Annotated in this window: 13 protein-coding genes; 7 read left to right on the forward strand and 6 right to left on the reverse strand. The window is 66.5% G+C overall.

Annotated features, from left to right (window positions below):
* Positions 1-12 precede the first annotated feature (12 nt).
* Positions 13-669 carry an ABC transporter ATP-binding protein gene (locus tag LC062_RS13635; RefSeq protein ID WP_224911658.1) on the forward strand — a complete coding sequence of 219 codons (657 nt, stop codon included), beginning with the start codon at positions 13-15 and terminating at the stop codon, positions 667-669.
* Between the two features lie 50 nt (positions 670-719).
* Here the strand turns inward: LC062_RS13635 and LC062_RS13640 are convergent, their stop codons facing one another.
* From LC062_RS13640 to LC062_RS13660, 5 genes are read right to left on the reverse strand one after another with little or no spacing between them, the layout of a single operon-like run.
* Positions 720-926 (reverse strand): MbtH family protein, encoded by a 207-nt coding sequence (locus tag LC062_RS13640; RefSeq protein ID WP_224911580.1) that lies wholly within the window; start codon positions 924-926, stop codon positions 720-722.
* Positions 911-1636 carry a thioesterase II family protein gene (locus LC062_RS13645; RefSeq protein WP_224911581.1) on the reverse strand — a complete coding sequence of 242 codons (726 nt, stop codon included), beginning with the start codon at positions 1634-1636 and terminating at the stop codon, positions 911-913. Before LC062_RS13645 ends, LC062_RS13640 begins: the two co-directional genes overlap by 16 nt.
* The gene (locus LC062_RS13650) at positions 1633-8259 is read right to left on the reverse strand and encodes a non-ribosomal peptide synthetase (protein WP_224911582.1); all 6627 of its coding nucleotides are present in this window, start codon (positions 8257-8259) and stop codon (positions 1633-1635) included. The genes LC062_RS13645 and LC062_RS13650 overlap by 4 nt, the downstream gene beginning before the upstream one ends.
* A gap of 46 nt (positions 8260-8305) precedes the next feature.
* Positions 8306-8950, reverse strand: a complete 645-nt coding sequence (locus LC062_RS13655) for a hypothetical protein (RefSeq protein ID WP_224911583.1) — start codon at positions 8948-8950, stop codon at positions 8306-8308.
* Positions 8951-8989: 39 nt separating this feature from the next.
* Entirely contained in the window at positions 8990-10501 is a 1512-nt protein-coding gene (locus LC062_RS13660) for a lysine N(6)-hydroxylase/L-ornithine N(5)-oxygenase family protein (RefSeq protein ID WP_318246108.1), read from the reverse strand.
* Between the two features lie 117 nt (positions 10502-10618).
* On the opposite strand from LC062_RS13660, the gene LC062_RS13665 reads away from it, so the two are divergent.
* Positions 10619-11032: an MbcA/ParS/Xre antitoxin family protein gene (locus LC062_RS13665; RefSeq protein WP_224911584.1), complete on the forward strand. Its 414-nt coding sequence runs from the start codon at positions 10619-10621 to the stop codon at positions 11030-11032.
* Entirely contained in the window at positions 11029-11733 is a 705-nt protein-coding gene (locus LC062_RS13670) for an RES family NAD+ phosphorylase (protein WP_224911585.1), read from the forward strand. Before LC062_RS13665 ends, LC062_RS13670 begins: the two co-directional genes overlap by 4 nt.
* Positions 11734-11750: 17 nt before the next feature.
* Here the strand turns inward: LC062_RS13670 and LC062_RS13675 are convergent, their stop codons facing one another.
* Positions 11751-13133 carry an aminotransferase-like domain-containing protein gene (locus LC062_RS13675; protein WP_224911586.1) on the reverse strand — a complete coding sequence of 461 codons (1383 nt, stop codon included), beginning with the start codon at positions 13131-13133 and terminating at the stop codon, positions 11751-11753.
* A 163-nt stretch (positions 13134-13296) separates the two neighbouring features.
* Here LC062_RS13675 and LC062_RS13680 point away from each other — a divergent pair, with 163 nt between their 5' ends.
* From LC062_RS13680 to LC062_RS13695, 4 genes are all read left to right on the forward strand, one after another.
* Positions 13297-14598 carry a hydroxymethylglutaryl-CoA reductase, degradative gene (locus LC062_RS13680; RefSeq protein WP_224911587.1) on the forward strand — a complete coding sequence of 434 codons (1302 nt, stop codon included), beginning with the start codon at positions 13297-13299 and terminating at the stop codon, positions 14596-14598.
* A gap of 43 nt (positions 14599-14641) precedes the next feature.
* Entirely contained in the window at positions 14642-15682 is a 1041-nt protein-coding gene (gene dctP, locus LC062_RS13685) for a TRAP transporter substrate-binding protein DctP (RefSeq protein ID WP_224911588.1), read from the forward strand.
* Positions 15683-15751: 69 nt separating this feature from the next.
* Complete coding sequence (locus tag LC062_RS13690; protein WP_224911589.1) at positions 15752-16243, forward strand: TRAP transporter small permease subunit; 492 nt, start codon at positions 15752-15754, stop codon at positions 16241-16243.
* Positions 16243-17565: a TRAP transporter large permease gene (locus LC062_RS13695; RefSeq protein ID WP_224911590.1), complete on the forward strand. Its 1323-nt coding sequence runs from the start codon at positions 16243-16245 to the stop codon at positions 17563-17565. The genes LC062_RS13690 and LC062_RS13695 overlap by 1 nt, the downstream gene beginning before the upstream one ends.
* Positions 17566-17567 lie beyond the last annotated feature (2 nt).

Genomic DNA, 17567 nt, shown 5'->3' on the forward strand with positions numbered 1-17567 from the left:
TGTCTGTCGCCCATGATCGAATTCGAGAACGTACGCAAGACCTACCGCCTCAGCGGCGTTGAGAAGGTCATTCTCAACGACTTGTCCTTCGCGTTCCCGGCAAAGACGAATGTCGCCATTCTCGGCCACAACGGCGCCGGCAAGTCCACCATCATGCGGCTGATCGCCGGTGCGGAACTGCCCGATCGGGGCCGGATCCATCGCAAGGCGCGGGTGTCATGGCCTCTGGGGTTCACCGGCGGCTTCGGCGGCGACATGACCGGACTGGAAAACGCCCGCTTCGTCGCCCGCATGTACGGCGAGGATTCCGAAGCGGTGGTCGCCTTCGTCGAGGAGTTTTCCGAGCTTGGCCCGTCCATGCGCCTGCCAATTCGCACCTACTCCAGCGGTATGCGCGCGCGTCTGGCCTTCGGTGTCAGCATGGCCATCGACTTCGATTACTACCTGATCGACGAGATCACCGCCGTCGGCGATACCCGCTTCAAGAAAAAATGCGATGCGGTGTTCGAGACCAAGCTGGAAAAAGCGAACATCATCATGATCTCGCACAGCATCCCGACCATCCGCAAATTCTGCGAGAGCGCTTGCCTTTTGGACAAGGGCGAGTTGAGCTACTTCGAGAATGTGGAAGACGCCATCGACCGGCACGAGCACAATCAGTCGCAGTAGGGGCAGGCCCATAAATGAGATCGAAATGGTTTGACGCGGATTGCTCCTGATCAAGCCTCAGCGATGACCGTCTCCCCCCGCACCTCGGCCGGCCGCATGTCGGTCCAGATCTTGCCGATGGCCGCAAGGCAGGTCTCGCGCGGTCCTCGCGTCCCTTCTTCGCTCCACCCTTGTGGGCAGACCCGGTTTGCCGGCCAGAGCGAATACTGACCGCTGTCATTGCGCACCACCTTGAACTGGGTCACGTCGTCGAACATGTCTGCTCCCCCCTGTTGTCTTCCCCGCAAGCGACGATATCGTCGATCACCGCCCCGGCGTGTCTGGCGAGATAGCCATGGTCACCGGGAAACAGCCGCTGCCGAAACCCGCCGGCCGTGACAGACCGCCAACCGCCCAGCATGATCGCCGGCACGCCCATGTCTCCCATGGCGCCATAAACGGTGATTGGCGTCTTCAGCGGCCGCTGGTGCCGATGGGTGTAATTGGCGCAGGCCTCCAGATCCGCCCTTATGGTCGGCAGCATCAGCTCGATCAGCTCCGGCGGCGCCGGCCGGCCATTCACGGAAGCGAAATACCGCGCCACATCCGCCGGCCGCCGGAACCGTGGCTGCGGCCGGCGCGGCCATCCCGGCGGACGATGGGCGGAAACAAGCAGGGCGCGCGGCCTGCGCCCGCCCGCTCCTTCCAGGAGCCGGGTCACCTCATAGGCAACCAGCGCCCCCATGCTGTGGCCGAACAGCGAAAACGCGGCCTCCGAAGGCAGGACAGCCAGCGCCGCTCTCACTTCCTCCGCCATCGCGGAGATTGAGTGGAGCGGCGGCTCGGAAAAGCGCCCCTGCCGGCCGGGAAGTTCCGGGGTCATGATGCGCAGCCGCTCGCCCGCCGCCGCCTGCCACCCTCGAAAATAGGCGCTGCTCGCCCCCGCCGGCGGCAGGCAGACGAGCGTATGCACAGCCCCTTTGTTCATCGCGCCGCCGCGCTCCCGGGCGAGGTCGATGCCGGCTCGGCCTCACGCGCATCCACCGACAGGGCGGCTGCGAGCCCGGCGATGGTCGGCGTCTCGAAGATCTGTCGCAGCGCAATGCCGCCGCCAAGCCGGTCGTTCAGCCGGGTGATGACCTGGGCGGCGAGCAGCGACTGCCCGCCAAGCTCGAAGAAGTTGTCGTGAACGCCAAGCCCTTCCAGGTCCAATACCTCCTGCCAGATCGCCGCGACCTCCCGTTCCGCCTCGCTGCGCGGCAAGGTGACATCCCGGGGCGCAAGCGCCTGCCGCCTCGGTTCGGGCAGCCCCATCCGGTCGATCTTGCCCGTTGCCGTGCGGGGGATTTCGTCTATCGGAATGAACGCACGCGGGATCATGAAATCGGGCAGGAGCCCGCGCAGATGCGCGGCCAGGTCCTGCGCCTGCGGCTCCGCTCCCGCCACCGGCTGCACATAGGCGGCAAGCTCGGGCATCCCCTCGTTGAAGGCATGAGGCACCACGACCGCCTGCAGCACCGCCGGATGCTGCGTCAATGCCTGCTCGACCTCGCCGGGCTCGATCCGGTAGCCCCGGATCTTCAATTGCCCGTCGCGGCGCCCGACGAAATGGAACATCCCGTCATGGCGCAGGCGCACCGTATCGCCGGTGGCGTAAAGCCGTCCGCCCGGCCGCTCGCCGAACGGATCGGGCAGGAACACCTCCGCCGTGCGCTCCGGATCATTGAGATAGCCAAGCGCCAGCGTGTCGCCGCCCACGAACAATTCGCCGTCACACCCCGCCGGCACCCGCTCCAGACGATCATCCAGAACGTGCAGTTCCGCGCCCGCCACCGGACGGCCGATCGGCGGCACCTCGGGCCAGAGCTGCGGATCGCCCGTGAGCTCGAAGGCGGTGACCACATGGGTTTCCGACGGCCCATATTGATTGACCAGCCGCGCGTGCCCCAGCGTCTGGAACAACGCCCGGATCTCCGGCGTTATCACCAGCCGCTCGCCGGCGGTCACCACCTCCCGCAGGGCCAGCCCCGCATGGCCCCGCTCCGCCGAGACCCGGGCGAGCTGCTGTAGCGCCACGTAGGGCAGGAACAGACGCTCGATGCCTTCGCCGGCAAGCACATCGTGCCACAGGCCGATATTCTCAAGCTGTCCCGGCGCCGCGACGACCAGCGTTCCGCCGGAACACCAGACGCTCAGCATCTCCTGCAAGGCGACATCGAAGCCGGGCGCGGAAAACTGAAGACTGCGCAATCCCGGGGCAAAACCCTCCTGGCCGATCTGCCAACTGATCAACCCATCAAGCACCCGGCGCGGCACCAATACCCCCTTGGGCGTGCCGGTCGAGCCGGAGGTGTAGACCAGATAGCCATGCGCCCCGGCTGGCGGCGTCTGCAACGGCGCAGCATCTGAGGCGCCGCTTTCCCCGGCTTCCTCCAACACGCCGGCGGACACCACCCGCGCGCCCTCCGGCGTTAGATCCAGTTCCTCTGTCTCCGCGATGATCACCTTCGGCCGGGCGTCGGCCATGAGAAACGCGCGCCGGGCCTGCGGCAGGTCCGGCAGGATGTGCAGATAGGTGCCGCCCGCCTTGAGGATGGCGGCGAAGGCCAGGGCCTGCGACCAGCCGCGCGGCAGATGCACCGCCACCACATCGCCAAGCATGACGCCCGCCGCGACCAGCGCCCGCGCCATGCCATCGGTCAGCGCCTGAAACGCGGACTGGCTGAGGCCCCGCTCGCCCTCGACCAGCGCCAACTGGTCGGGGAAGCGCGCCGCGGCCTGTGCCAGCAACGCCAGCACGGTGGCCTTGCCCGCCGCCTCCCCGCGCCCGGCCGAAGCCAGCCGAGCCAGCTCCGCATCGCTCGACAGGCGCGCCCGGCCGGCAATCTCCTCCGGATCGAAGGCCAGTTCCTCCAGCAGCGTGTGGAACTGATCGGCAAAGCCCGACACCGTCTCCCGGTCGAACAGGTCCGAGGCGTATTCGAACACCGCCGTCGCCCCGTCGGGCATTTCGTTGATGAACAGGGTCAGGTCGAATTTCGCCGTGGTCACCGCCACATTCGGCCCGCCTGCCTCATCGACGGTGACCTCCTGCAACCCCTTCTGATGCGAGAACATCACCTGAAAGATCGGCGGCGCACTGAGCTGGCGCGGCGGGTTGATCACCTCCACCAGCTTCTCGAACGGCAGATCCTTGTGCTGGAAGCCATCGAGCGCCGTGCCCTTCACCCGCTCGATCAGCTCCAGGAAGGTCGGTGCGCCGGCGCAATCGATGGTCAACGGCAAGGTGTTGGTGAAAAGGCCGATCAACGGCTCCACCTCCGACCGGTCCCGATGGGACACCGGCGTGCCGATCACCACCTTGTCCTGATGGGCCAATCGGCTGAGGAGCGCGGCAAAGGCGGCGAGATACACCATGAAGGTGGTGGCTCCCAGCTCCGTGCCGATCTCCGCCAGCCCCGCATGCAGCTCCGGATCGATCCGGAACCCGACCACCTTGCCTTCCGCATCCCGCCGGGCCGAGCGCGGCCGGTCGAGCGGCAGGTCGATCAGGCTGGGGGCGCTCTCCAGCGTGCCGCGCCAGAAGGCGACCAGCGCCGACAACCGGTCGCCGCTGAGGCGCTCACGCTGCCAGACGGCGAAATCGCCATACTGGATATCGAGCGCCGGCAGGTCCGGTTTGCGCCGTTCAAGCAGCGCCAGATAGGAATGATGAACCTCCCGCTGCAGCACGCCGGTCGACCAGGCATCGCAGATCGCATGATGGATCGGCAGGATGAGAAAGCCGGAACCATCCGCGAACACCGCCAGCGCGGCGCGGATCAACGGCCCCGTCTCCAGATCGAACGGCTGTTTCGCCACCCGCGCGATCAGCTCGGCCACCGGCCCTTGCTGCGGAGACGCCCCCGCCTGAGCCTCCGGCAGCTCAAACACATCGAGGGTGAGGCGCAGCCGATCGCGGATCTTCTGCACCGGCGCGCCGGCTTCAAGGCGAAATACAGTGCGCAGGATCTCATGCCGGGCAATCACCCCGTTGACGGCACGCTCCAGCAGGCGCACATCGACCGGCGCCGCCACCGGCAGCCCCACGAGCCCGTTATAGGCATCGCTGCTGGGCGAAAACCGGTCGAGGAACCACAGCCGCTCCTGAGCAAATGACAGGGGAACCGGCACGCCGGCGGGCCGCTTGCCGATCCGCTCGAACGCGCTGGCCTGGCGCTCGGCCGCAGGCGCGGCGACGGGCGAAGCGTCCGGCGCTGCGATCCCCTCCGCCGGCGCATCCGGTCTCATCTCGGACGCCGGACCGCCGCCGGGCTCGACGCCCAGCGCTGCCAGCTTTTCGTCCACGCCCTCCACCGTCTCCTCCAGCGCCTGGCAGAAGGCGCGGATCGTCGGTGCATCGAACATCAGCCGGATCGGCACATCCGCCTCAAGCTGCTCGCTGATACGGGACGTCACCTGGGTGACAAGCAGCGAATGGCCGCCCAGTTCGAAGAAATTATCGGTGACACCGAAGGTATCCGTGCCCAGAACCATGCTCCAGATCCAGTGCGTCAGCGCCTCCAGCCGGGTTTCTGCCGGAACGCTGCGCGAGCGGGCAATGGCCGCCTCCAGCATCTCCTCCGCATCGGGCAGGCGCTTGCGGTCGACCTTGCCGGCGGGCGTCAGCGGCATGTCCGGGATCAGGATCAGTTGCGCCGGGATCATGTAGTCGGGCAGCAACTGGCGTGCACGGGTGAGGATGCTGTCTTCCGCCACCGGCTCGGCGGCAACCGCGTAGCAGACGATGCGCTTCTCGCCATTGCGTCCGGTGATGCACAGCACCGCCGCATCGCGAATTCGGCTGTCCTCCTTGATCACCTCCTCCACTTCCGAGGGCTCGATGCGGAAGCCGCGCAACTCGATCTGATCGTCCACCCGGCCGAGATAATCCACCTCGCCATTGGCCAGCACCCGGGCCAGATCGCCGGTGCGATAAAGCCGCGCCCCGCTGTGGCCGCTGAGGAAATCGGGCAGGAACCGCTCCGCCGTCAGATCCGGCCGGCCCATGTAGCCGCGCCCAACGCCGGCGCCGCCGATCAGCAATTCGCCCAGCACCCCGATCGGGCAGGGCTCCCCGTTCGCATCCACCACATAGTGCCGGTAATTGGGCAGCGGCCGGCCAATGGTCGGCCGCCCGGCGCCGGGCGTGCACACATGCATGGTGGTGCCGACGGTGGTCTCGGTCGGGCCATAGGCATTGTAGAACACCCGGTCCGCACCCCACTTCTCCACCACGCTTTCCGGCAGCGCCGCCCCGCCGGAGACGGCACAGCGCAAATGCGGCAAGGGCCGGTGGCGCAGGCTGCTCCACAGCGAGGGCGGCAGGGTGACGGCGGTGATCCGCTCCCTCTCGAACAGATCGAGAAGCTCTTCGCCCGCCGGAAGCTGCGCGCGCGGCGCCAGCACCAGCGCGGCGCCGGACAACAGCGCCTCGAAGATCTCCCGCACCGAGACATCGAAGCCGAAGGAGGAGAATTGCAGCACCCGGTCGCCGGGGCCGAGGCCGAAGATGCCAATGGTCTGGGTGATCAGATTGGCAACGCTTTGATGCTCGATCATCACCCCCTTGGGCCGGCCGGTCGAGCCGGAGGTGTAGATCACATAGGCCAGGCTGCGCGGATGCCGGGAAAGGGCGAGATTTTCCGCATGCTGCTCCGCCGCCTCTGGATCTCCGCCAAACGCCTCCCCCGGATCGACGCACAGGACCGGCGGTCCCTCGGTGAACCGAGCGGCCAGCTCCGACTGGGTCACCACCAGCGCCGCCGAACAATCCTCCAGCATGAAGGCGATCCGCCCGTCCGGATAGCGCGGGTCCAGCGCCAGATAGGCATAGCCGGCCTTGAGAATACCGAACACCACCACCGGCAGCTCCAGCGATCCGTCCATGCAGATGGCGATGATCGCGCCTTCAGGAAGATTGCGCGCCCGCAAGGCCCGTGCGAACCGGTTGGCGTGGGCGTTCAGCTCGCGATAGCTCAGGTGCCGCTCGCCGCAGCGCACCGCCTCCGCCTCCGGCCAGCGCGCCGCCACCTCCTCGAACAGGGCCTGCAGCGTGCTGACCGGCGCCGGCGCCTGTGTCTGGTTGAAGCCGCAGATCACCTCCTCCAGCGCCGCCGCGCTCATCACCGGCAGATGGCCGATGGGCCGATCAGGATCCTCGGCGGCGGCCTCAAGCATCGCGCAGAACCCTTCGAACAGCCGGGTGATCGTGTCATGCTCGAACAGCTCGGTGCTGTATTCGAAGGTGCCGGCGAACCGATCGCCAAGCGTCTGCATCTGCAGGGTCAGGTCGAATTTCGACATACTGGTGTTGACCGCCCGCGCCGGCGCCTCGTAGCGCGGGGCATCCCTGGCGATGGTCGTGCCCTGGAAATCGAACATCGCCTGGAAGATCGGGTTGATGTTGGCGCTGCGCACCGGCTGCACCACCTCGACGATCTTCTCGAACGGCAGATCCTCGTCGGTGAGCGCGGTCAACGTGGTCTCGCGCACCGCCTGCACCGCCTCGCGGAATGTCATTTCGGAGCCGAGATCCGTCTTCAGAATCATGCTGTTGACGAAGAAACCGATCAGCGGCTCGATGTCGGTGGTGGTGCGCGCCGCCGTCGGACAGCCGACGATCACCTCCCGCTTGTGGGTGTAGCGGAACAGCAGCACCTTGAAGGCGGCGAGAAACAGCATGAAGGGGGTGACGCCCCACCGCCTGGCATGGTCGGCCAGCCGCCCGCTGGCCTCCGGGTCGAGCGCGAAGCTCTGGGTCGCCCCGGCGAAGGTGAGATGGGCCGGGCGCGGCCGATCCGCCGGCAGCGGCAACACCAGATCGAGCCCGGCCAGCCGCTCTTTCCAGACCGCCAGCCGCTGCTGGACCCGCTCGCCGGACAATTCCGCCCGCTGCCGCGCCGCATAGGCCGCGTAGCTGATCGGCAGATCCGGCAGGGCCGGCCTCGCCCCGCTCTTCAGCGCCTGATAGGCCGCCGTGAACTCGCGCTGGAACACGCCGATCGACCAGCCGTCGGAGACGATGTGGTGAATGCAATAGACGAGATAGGCGTCTCGCCCCCCGCGCCGCAGCAGCGCCGCCCGCATCAGGGGCGCCTCGGAAAGATCGAACGGCCGGTCGCCGATGGCCTTCAGCGCCTGGAACAATTCGCCGTTGAAGGCCTCGTCGGACAGGGTCTCGGCAAAGGTTCGGGTGTCGAGCTCGATCGGCGCATCGGCGACCACCTCCTGATAGGGCTTGCCGTTCACCGCCACGAAGCGGGTGCGGATCGTCTCGTGCCGCCCGGCGATGATCTCGATGGCCGCGCGCACCAGATCCTCCGGCGCCGCATCGGGGATCGGCAGATAGGCGGGAAGATTGTAGAGCGGCGAGTTCGGATTGTAGCGGTCGAGAAACCACAGCCGCTCCTGGGCGAAGGACAGGGGCTGCAGCCCCCGCGCCGCCGCCCCGTCCGTCAGCCCGCTCCCTTCGGCGCGGCCTTTCCCTCCGGAGGGATGCGCTCCCGCTGCCTGCCCTGACGGCTCTGGCCTCTCCGGCCCCTCCCCTTGGGTGACGGCGCCCTCGCTCATCGGCGTTCCAATCCTGATTGCCCGCAGGTGGTGATATCGGCGGCGCTCAGCACATGCCGCCAGTCATGCCGGCCATCCCGCCAGCCATGCCGCCCCCCATGGGACCCGCCATGGATCCGCTGGCGTACCAGGCTCGCAAGCCGGCCACCTGCGCCCGGTCCTGCGCAGTCAGATCCGCCGCTTCCACCGCATCGAAGATCTCCTGCATCCGCCCGTCGTGGCCCTCCTGCAGGCTGGCCATGTCCCGGCTGTAGCCGGCGCGGATCTCCGCTTCGCTGGCGAGATACGCCGCATAGGCCTCGCTGGCGGCCGGATCGAGCACGGTCAGATTGCACAAGGTGGTCTGCAGCTTCCAATAGGCCGCCTCCGCCGCCACCAGTTCCGGCGACGGCATCGCCTCGCCGCTGTGGCTCGCCGCCATCCGGCTGGCCTGCGCCCGCTGAAACGCCTCGAGCATCTCGCGCTGCAAAGCGTTGGAGCGCTCGGCAATGGCGGCGTTCATCTGCGCATGAGCCGCCGCCAGCGCATCATTGGCCTTGGCGCAAAGCTCATGCGCCCCGCGCATCATCTCCGAACTGGCTCGGTGCAACTCCACCTGAACCTGCGCGCAATCAAAGGGTGCGGATGCGGCGACCGCCGCACCCTCCTGCCCGCCCGGCTCCGCCGCTTTCTTCTTCTGTGCTTCAGCCATATCCAACTCCCCGTTTTTTTGAGAAGACACTGGAATGCATCAGGAAACCGACTGGATCCGCGCTGTTTCTGCGCCCGCCGCCTCGCCCGGCAGCACCGGCTCCGCACGGCCATTGCCCTGGCGCGGACCGATATCCTTGAGAATCTCCTCCGCGCGGATCGGCATCAGCGACAGGAGAATTTCGCTGAGCCCATGGGTGTGCTCGCAATAACCTTGCGCGTAGATCTTCGGGGCGAAGTTTTCCGCCCGGCGGATGTGATAGGCCCGCTCGAACACGTAGCGCCCCGCCTCATCCTTCACGAGATACGCTTCCAGGTTCCGCAGCAGCGGCTCGGGCATGGGGTATTCATAACCGGTGGCGAAGATCGCGACATCGGCGCTCAGGCAATCGGCCTCGCCGCTCATCAGGTCGCGCACCCGCACCTCGGCCCGCCCGCCAACCTCGCGCGCCTCGGTGACTTCGGAAAACCGGCGGATCTTCAACCGGTTCCGCCCGGTCGCCCGGTCCTGGTAAAGCGCGTCGTAGAGCACCGGCAGGAGGTCGAAATCCACCGCCGAATGGGTCACGTCGCCATGGCGGGCCAACAGCTCCCGCCGCATTTCCTCCGGCGCCTGGTAGAACATCTCCACCGCCTCGGGAAAGAAGATCTCGTTGACGAAATGGGTATCGTCCTGCGGCTTGAAGGCAAAACCGCGATGCAGGACGGTGATGTTGGCATTCGGAAAGCCGTTGATCGCGTATTGGAACACATCCCCCGCCGTCTGCCCCGCGCCGATGATCAGGATGTCATGGCGGCCCAAGGGGTCGGCACAGATACGCTCCACGGTCTTGCGGGTGTCGTTCGAATGGCAGATGTGCCCGCCGGTACTGGCCCGGACATTGGCCGGGAACTTCGGCTGACCGCCAACCGCCAGCGACAGGTTGCGGGCGTAGTGCACGAACGGCCGGCCGGCCCCCCGGTCCACCCCGTCGATCCGCAAACAGCGCACGGTGCCATCTTCGCTCTCAACCGGCAGAATTGAGGTCACCTCGGAGCGATAGGCCACCCGGTCTTCGAAGAATTTCGCGACCCAAAGATAATAGTCACTGTACTCCTGCCTCGACGGGAAGAACGTCCGCAAATTTATGAATTCATGAAGTCTGTTCTGGCAATACAGGTAATTCAGGAAGGTATATTTACTCTGAGGATTTCGCATCAACGCCAGATCCTTCAGGAAATTGACCTGAAGCTTCGAATCCGGCAGAAGCATCTCTGGGTGCCAGACGACCTCTTCGCGTTTTTCGAGGAAGAACGGCTCGCTTTTCTCGTACCCTTCCCCTGAATTCATTTCCCGCGCCGCTACGGCAATTGCGAGATTTGAAGGGCCGAATCCGATGCCAACAAGATCATGAACAGGCTGGCCTCTCAGAATTTCCATATCGCCCCCCGAATGAAAACATGATTTCATTGAGTGATGATTTTGAGGAATTATCCTATTCAGCTTACAAGCCAGAATTGAAACCGCAAGAGGTATTTTTTCACCAAAACATCCTTGGGTTACATTCACCATCCTCACGCGGCGCCAGCCACCGGCTCCGCACGGCGCCGGCCGCTGCAGTCACACTCCTTGAATTTCAATCATATGATCATATAATATATCTCATATGATCCATGAACGAGGCTTGTGATGCCCGCATCCGCCCCTTTGCCACAGCCGGAGCGCATGGCGCCGATCCGGGACCGAGACCAGGTCGCCGCCATCGTCAGGGCGGTGGTGCGCGCGACCGAGGCATGGGGTCTGACCAACGCGGAGGGCGCGGCACTGTTCGATGTGCCCGTCGCCACCTGGAACCGGATGAAGGCGGAGAGCTTCAACGGCAGCCTCGATCAGGACAAGGTAACCCGGGCGAGCCTGCTGATCGGCATCTACAAGGGGCTGCGCCTGCTCTTCAACGGGCCGCTGACCTTCGGCTGGGTGCGCACCGACAATGCCGGCCCGCTGTTCGGCGGCCGCAGCCCGGCCGAGATCATGATGCGCGGCGGCATTCCGGCGATGATGCAGGTTCGCCAGCATATCGATGCCCTGCGAGGTGGCAATTGACCGACCGGCAGGACATTCCTCAAACCGACTTCACCGATCCCGACACCATCCGCCTGATCGCCACCGCCCATATCGATGAACCGGCCATGGCCCCGCTCGCCGACACGGCCGAGGACCTGGCCGTGCTGGAGGCACTGGAAGGACTGACCTCGCGCCGCCGTGCCCTGGCCATGCCGCTGCCCGCCGGCCTGCTGCCTGAGGAGCTTCTGACCGAGGCGCATGGCTATGGCTGGAGCTACATCAACGCCGCCTTCTGCTACACCCGCACCACCGGCAACCGTTTCAACGGCCCGGAGCGCGGCGCCTGGTACGCCACCTTTGGCCCGAACGCGGGGCCCACCGCCCGGGCCGAGGTGGCCTGGCACCTGACCCGGGAGCTCGACGCGACCGGGATCTACGACAATGTCACCTGTTACCGGGAGCTCCATGCCGGCTTCACCACCCGGATGCATGATCTCAGGGGGTTTGCCGGCGCGCCCTTCCTCGACCCCGACCCGGAAACCGCCTATCCCGCCGGCCAGACGCTGGCCCAGGGCCTGCGCCAGACCGGTTCGGCCGGGGTGCTCTACCCCTCCGCACGGGGCAACCAGGGCCTGTGCCTTGCCGCCTTCCGCCCCAATCTCGTTCAGAACATTCGCCAGGGCGCGACCTGGTGTTTCACCTGGGCCGGCGAGCGGACCCCGGCCATGGACCGGATCTGACGTCCATTCGCGCCCATCTACCCTGACCGCCCCACACCCGACAAGGTCTTGCGCAGAAAGCGCAGAAACCGGGGATCGCCCGCCCGGGCGATGTTGATCCGCAGGCCCGGCCGGTGCCCCACCTCATCGACGGCAAAGACCGTGCCCGGCGCCAGGAAAATGCTGTCACGAGCGGCGGCTTGCGCGAACTCCAGGTCGCTCCAGCCCTCGGGCAATTGCAGATAGGTGTAATAGCCATGGCCCGGCGGAGCGAGGGTGGTGAGGCCCAGCCCGGCAAGGCCCGCGGCAAGCTGCCGCGCCGCGTCCTCGATCCGCCCCGCCACCCGCTTGAGGTGCTTCTGGTAGCGCCGGTTGTGGATCATGTCGGCGATCAGCAGCTCGGAAAAACGCGAACTGTTGACCACGGTGATCATCTTCAGCTCGGCCAGCTTGTCGACGATCTCCGGCGCCGCCGCAATGTAACCGGAGCGAAAACTCGCCGACAGTGTCTTGGAGAAGGTGCCAACGAAGATCACGTTGCGAAACTGGTCGAGCGCGGCCAGCCGCACCCCGCGCGCGCCCGGCAGGTCGACGAACGGGTCATCATCGACCACGCGAAACCCGAAGGTCTCGGCGGCCTGCAGCACACTATGGGCGCAGGCCAGATCCATCGAGCTGCCGGTCGGATTCTGCGCCAGCGACTGGGTGAAGAACAGCGCCGGCCGCTCGCTGGCGGCCTTGGCGCGCAGATCCTCCAGATCCGGCCCATTGGCCAGCCGCCGCACCCCCACATAGCGCACCTGCGCGACCTTCAGCTTGGCGAACAGCGGATAGTAGCCCGGGTCATCCACCAGCACCGTGTCGCCGGGCGCCAGATAGCGCCGGACGATCAGGTCGAGCGCGTGATTCGCCCCGAAGGTGGTGACGATCTGTTCCGGATCGAGCGCGATATCTTGCGCCCTGTGGCGCGCGGCGATCATATCGCGCAGGCCACTGTACCCCTTGGGCGAGCCATAGCCGGAACTGTCGGCGATCGCCTCGGTGGAGGCGCCGAAAGTGCGCTTGGGCACCACCCCTTGCATCCACGAAGCCGGCGGACGCCCGTCGCCAACCCGCATTTCGTAGTTCTGATCGAGCTGGGCACGCAGCAGCGACACGCTATCCACCGCGTCCACCAGATGCCGGGGCGCCGCCTCGCCGCGCGCCTCCCGCCCCGCCGCCGCCACCGTGAACCCGGCCCCCTGGCGGGCGGTCACCAGACCGAGCGACACCAGCCGGTCATAAGCTTCCACGGCAGTGTTCTTGGACACGCCGAACTCCTCCGCCGCGCGGCGGATCGACGGCAACCGCGCCCCGACCGGCAAGGCGCCCTCCTCGATCTGCCGCCGCAGATCCGCGACGATCCGCTCGGTTTTGGTCATTGCCGCCCCCTCCCGACAAACTGTACCAATATTCGTACGAGTATGATTTTCTCAGAATGCCATGAACTGTACCTTTTCTCCAGCCGTCCCTCCGCCTAGGTGAGGAACCCAAAATCGGATCCGTCCGGATCCTGTTCTCCCTGCCGCGACCCGGAGCCCCTCCATGACGGACACTCTTTCGCCCGCCCGCCAGATCAATTCGCGCCTGGAAGGCCTGCGCGCGCTGGAGCCGGCCGGCCGCCTCGACCTTCTGGCGGAGACCACCGGGCTCGACGCCGATGCCAGGGCCGCCCTCGCCGGCAAGGGCGCGCTGCCGCTCGACCGCGCCAACGGCATGATCGAGAACGTCATCGGCACCTTCGAGCTGCCGCTCGGCCTTGCCGCCAATTTCACCGTCAATGGCCGCGACTATCTGGTGCCGATGGCGGTCGAGGAGCCTTCCGTCGTCGCCGCCGCCTCCTACATGGCCAAGATCGCCCGTGGCTGCGGCGGGTTCACCACCTCCAGCGATCAGCCGATCATGCGGGCACAGATCCAGGCCCTTGGTCTGACCGATCCCCACGGCGCGCGCCAGCGCCTGTTGGCGGCGACCGATGACCTGATCGCCATGGCCAATTCCCGCGACACGGTGCTGATCGGCCTTGGTGGCGGCTGCAAGCAGATCGAGATCGAGGTGTTCGAGACCTCGCCGGTCGGGCCGATGGTGGTGCTGCACCTTCTGGTCGACGTGCGCGATGCCATGGGCGCCAACACGGTCAACACCATGGCCGAGATGATCGCCCCGCGCGTCGCCGAGATCACCGGCGGCAACGTGCGCCTGCGGATCCTGTCCAATCTCGCCGACCGCCGTCTGGCCCGGGCGAGCGTCACCCTCCCCCCCGAGGCGCTGACCACCAGGAGCCTTTCCGGCGCCGACGTGGCGCGCGGCATGGTCGAGGCCTGCACCCTTGCCAAGATCGACCCCTACCGGGCGGCGACCCACAACAAGGGCATCATGAACGGCATCGATCCGGTGGTGGTCGCCACCGGCAACGACTGGCGGGCGATCGAGGCCGGTGCCCATGCCTGGGCGGCGCGCGATGGCCGCTACACCTCGCTGACCAACTGGGAGATCGCCGCCAACGGCAACCTGGTCGGCACCATCGAGATGCCGATGGCGCTCGGCCTCGTCGGCGGCGCCACCAGGACCCATCCGGCGGCGCAGGCGGCGCTGAAGGTGCTGGGCGTCGCCAGCGCCCAGGAACTGGCCGAGGTCACCGTGGCCGTCGGTCTGGCCCAGAACATGGCCGCGCTCAGGGCGCTGGCCACCGAAGGCATCCAGAAGGGCCACATGACGCTTCATGCCCGCAACATCGCCATCATGGCCGGTGCGAAGGGCGAAGAGGTCGACCGGATCGCCAAGGCCCTTGCGGCGGCTGGCGATGTCAGCGTCGGCAAAGCGAAGGAACTGCTTGGCAGCCAATAGCCGGCAGGACAAAAAACGTCATAAAAAAGGGAAGGAAACACCAGTGACGAAATCAAGCAGACGCGATTTCCTGCGCACCGCCGGTGCCGTGACGCTCGCCGCCCCGGCCATCGTCGCCGCCACGTCGGTGCGCGCCCAAGGGGCCACCAAGTGGCGCATGCAGGCGCTTTGGGGCGGCGGCACCACGCCGATGCTCTACGAGGAGCGCTTCTGCAAGCGCGTCGCGGAGCTGACCGGCGGCAGCCTCGAGATCACCCCGTTCTCCGGCGGCCAGATCGTCCCCTCCGCCCAGTCCTTCGACGCGGTGCGCGGCGGCGCGTTCCAGCTGATGAAGACCTTCGACGGCTACACCGCCGGCAAGATCCCGGCGCATGGCTTTTCCTCCACCGTTCCCTTCGGCTTTCCCGAGGCGGACCAGTACGAGGCATGGTTCTACGAGCGCGGCGGCCTTGAGCTTTCCCGCAAGTCCTACGCCCCCGCCGGCCTGACCTATATCGCGCCGACGGTCTATGGCGAGGAGCCGATCCACTCCAACGTGGAAATCCGCAAGATCGCCGACATGAACGGGCTGAAGGGACGCTTCGTCGGCCTCGCCTCCGCCGTCATGGCCGACTTCGGCGTCACCGTCTCGCCGCTACCGACCTCCGAGGTCTATTCCGCCCTCGACAAGGGGCTGATCGATTTCGCCGACCGGGGCGACATCAAGGCCAACTATGAGGAAGGCATCCAGGAAGTCTCCAAGTACCTGATCCTGCCGGGCGTGCACCAGCCGTCCACCGCCACCTCCTATGTGGCCAACACGGCGGCCTATCAGAGCCTCGACGACCAGCAGCGCGCCGCGCTGGAAGTGGCCGCCCGCGAAGTGTCCGGCGCCCTGCGCCAGAACATCATCGTCTCCAACGGCGAATACATCGGCAAGTTCGAGGAGGCCGGCGTCGAGGTCATCACTCTCGATCCGGCGGATGTCGCCGAGGCCCGCGCCAAGGCGGTCGCCTCCTGGGAGAAGGCGACCAAGGGCGACGAGCTCGCCAAGGCAATGATGGACAGCCAGCGTCAGTTGATGCAGGAGCTGCGGTTGCTCTGACCCAAGGGCACTCCGACCAGCCGCCCGGCGCCTGCCGCCGGGCGGCCCATTCCATCAAGAGGCATTGAGATGCAGGCACTCGCACGCGCGGTCACGGCCATGAACCGGGCGCTGTTTTCGCTGACCAAATGGCTGGTCTATGCGATCGCGGCGCTGATGCTGTTCGAAGTGGTTTCCCGTTACAGTCTCGCCAACCCGACCTCCTGGGGGCCGGAACTGGCGACGCTTCTGTTCGGCCCGTTCTTCCTGCTGGGCGGCCCGTATCTGCTGCACACCGGCGGCCATGTCGCCGTCGACATCCTGTCTGCCCGTGCCACCGGCCGCACCGCCCGTGCCCTTGCCGCCCTGGCCGCACTGATGGCGCTCCTGTTCGGCGCCATCCTGTTCTGGTTCGCCCTGCCGCTGGCGATGCAGTCCTTCGAATATGGCGAGACCAGCTATTCGGCCTGGAACCCGGTGATCTGGCCGACCAAGGCCGTGCTGCCGCTTGCCGCCCTGCTCCTGATGCTGCAGGCACTCGCCGAACTGATCTTCGTGTTCTCCCCCAAGGATGCCGCCTGATGGAAAGCTCCCTCATCCTCGTCGGCATGTTCTCCGCGCTGGTGCTGCTGATGCTCACCGGCACCGGCCTCGCCTTCGTCCTTGGCGCCATCGCCTTTCTCGCCACCGTTGTGCTGTGGGGACCGGGCGCGCTGATCGTCGCCGTCCTCAACACCTTCGAGACCATGACCTCCGAATCGCTGATGGCGATTCCGCTCTATGTGCTGATGGCTTCGATCCTGCAGAAATCGGCGATCATCGACGATCTCTACGACGCGATGGAAAAGTGGTTCCAGGGCCTTCATGGCGGGCTGGCGATCGGCACCATCGTCATCTGCACCATCATGGCGGCGATGACCGGCGTGGTCGGCGCCGCCGTCGCGGCCATGGGCATTCTCGCCCTGCCGTCGATGCTGGCCCGGCGCTACAATGCGCCGCTCGCCCTTGGCGCGATCTGCGCCGGCGGCACGCTCGGCATCCTCATCCCGCCCTCGGTGGTGACCATCGTCTATGCCATCACCGCGCAGATCTCGATCGGCAAGATGTTCATCGCCGGCATCGTGCCGGGGGGCATCCTCGCCGCCGGCTATTGCCTCTATATCTTCATCCGCGTCCGGCTGAACCCGGAGCTGGCGCCCCGCCCGGAAAACCTGGCCGCCGTGCCGTTGGCGGTCCGGCTCGCCGCGCTGAAGACACTGATCCTGCCCGCCTTCGTCATCTTCAGCGTGCTTGGAACGATCTACCTCGGCCTGGCCACCCCGACCGAGGCGGCCGCCGTCGGCGTGCTCGGCGCCCTGCTGTCGGCCGCCGTCTCCGGCCGGTTGAGGTTTGAAAGCCTGTCCAGCGCCGCGACGGATACCCTGCGCGTCACCGCCATGATCCTGTGGATCACCATCGGCGCGCGTGCCTTCATCTCGGTGTTCATCGCCACTGGCGGCGCCGACAGCGTGCTCGGCTTTGTCGAGGGGCTGGAGGCCTCGCGCTGGGTGGTCCTGCTGGCCATGCTGGCGGTGCTGATCCTGCTCGGCCTGTTCCTCGATGAGATCGGCATCATCCTGTTGTGCGTGCCGGTGTTCCTGCCGATCGTCCACACCCTCGGCTTCGATCCGCTGTGGTTCGGCGTCCTGTTCATGATCACCGCGCAGATGGCCTATATCACCCCGCCCTTCGGCTACACCCTGTTCTATCTGAAGGGGGTTCTGCCCGAGGGGATCGGCATCGGCCAGGTCTATCGCGGTGTGATCCCGTTCTTCCTGATCCAGCTTGCCGTGCTCGTCCTGTTCGCCGTCTTCCCGGACATCGTCACCTGGCTGCCGGAAATGGCAACCGCCCAACTGAAGTAGGA

This window comes from Stappia indica, from assembly GCF_020177335.1.
Classification (GTDB): domain Bacteria; phylum Pseudomonadota; class Alphaproteobacteria; order Rhizobiales; family Stappiaceae; genus Stappia; species Stappia indica_B.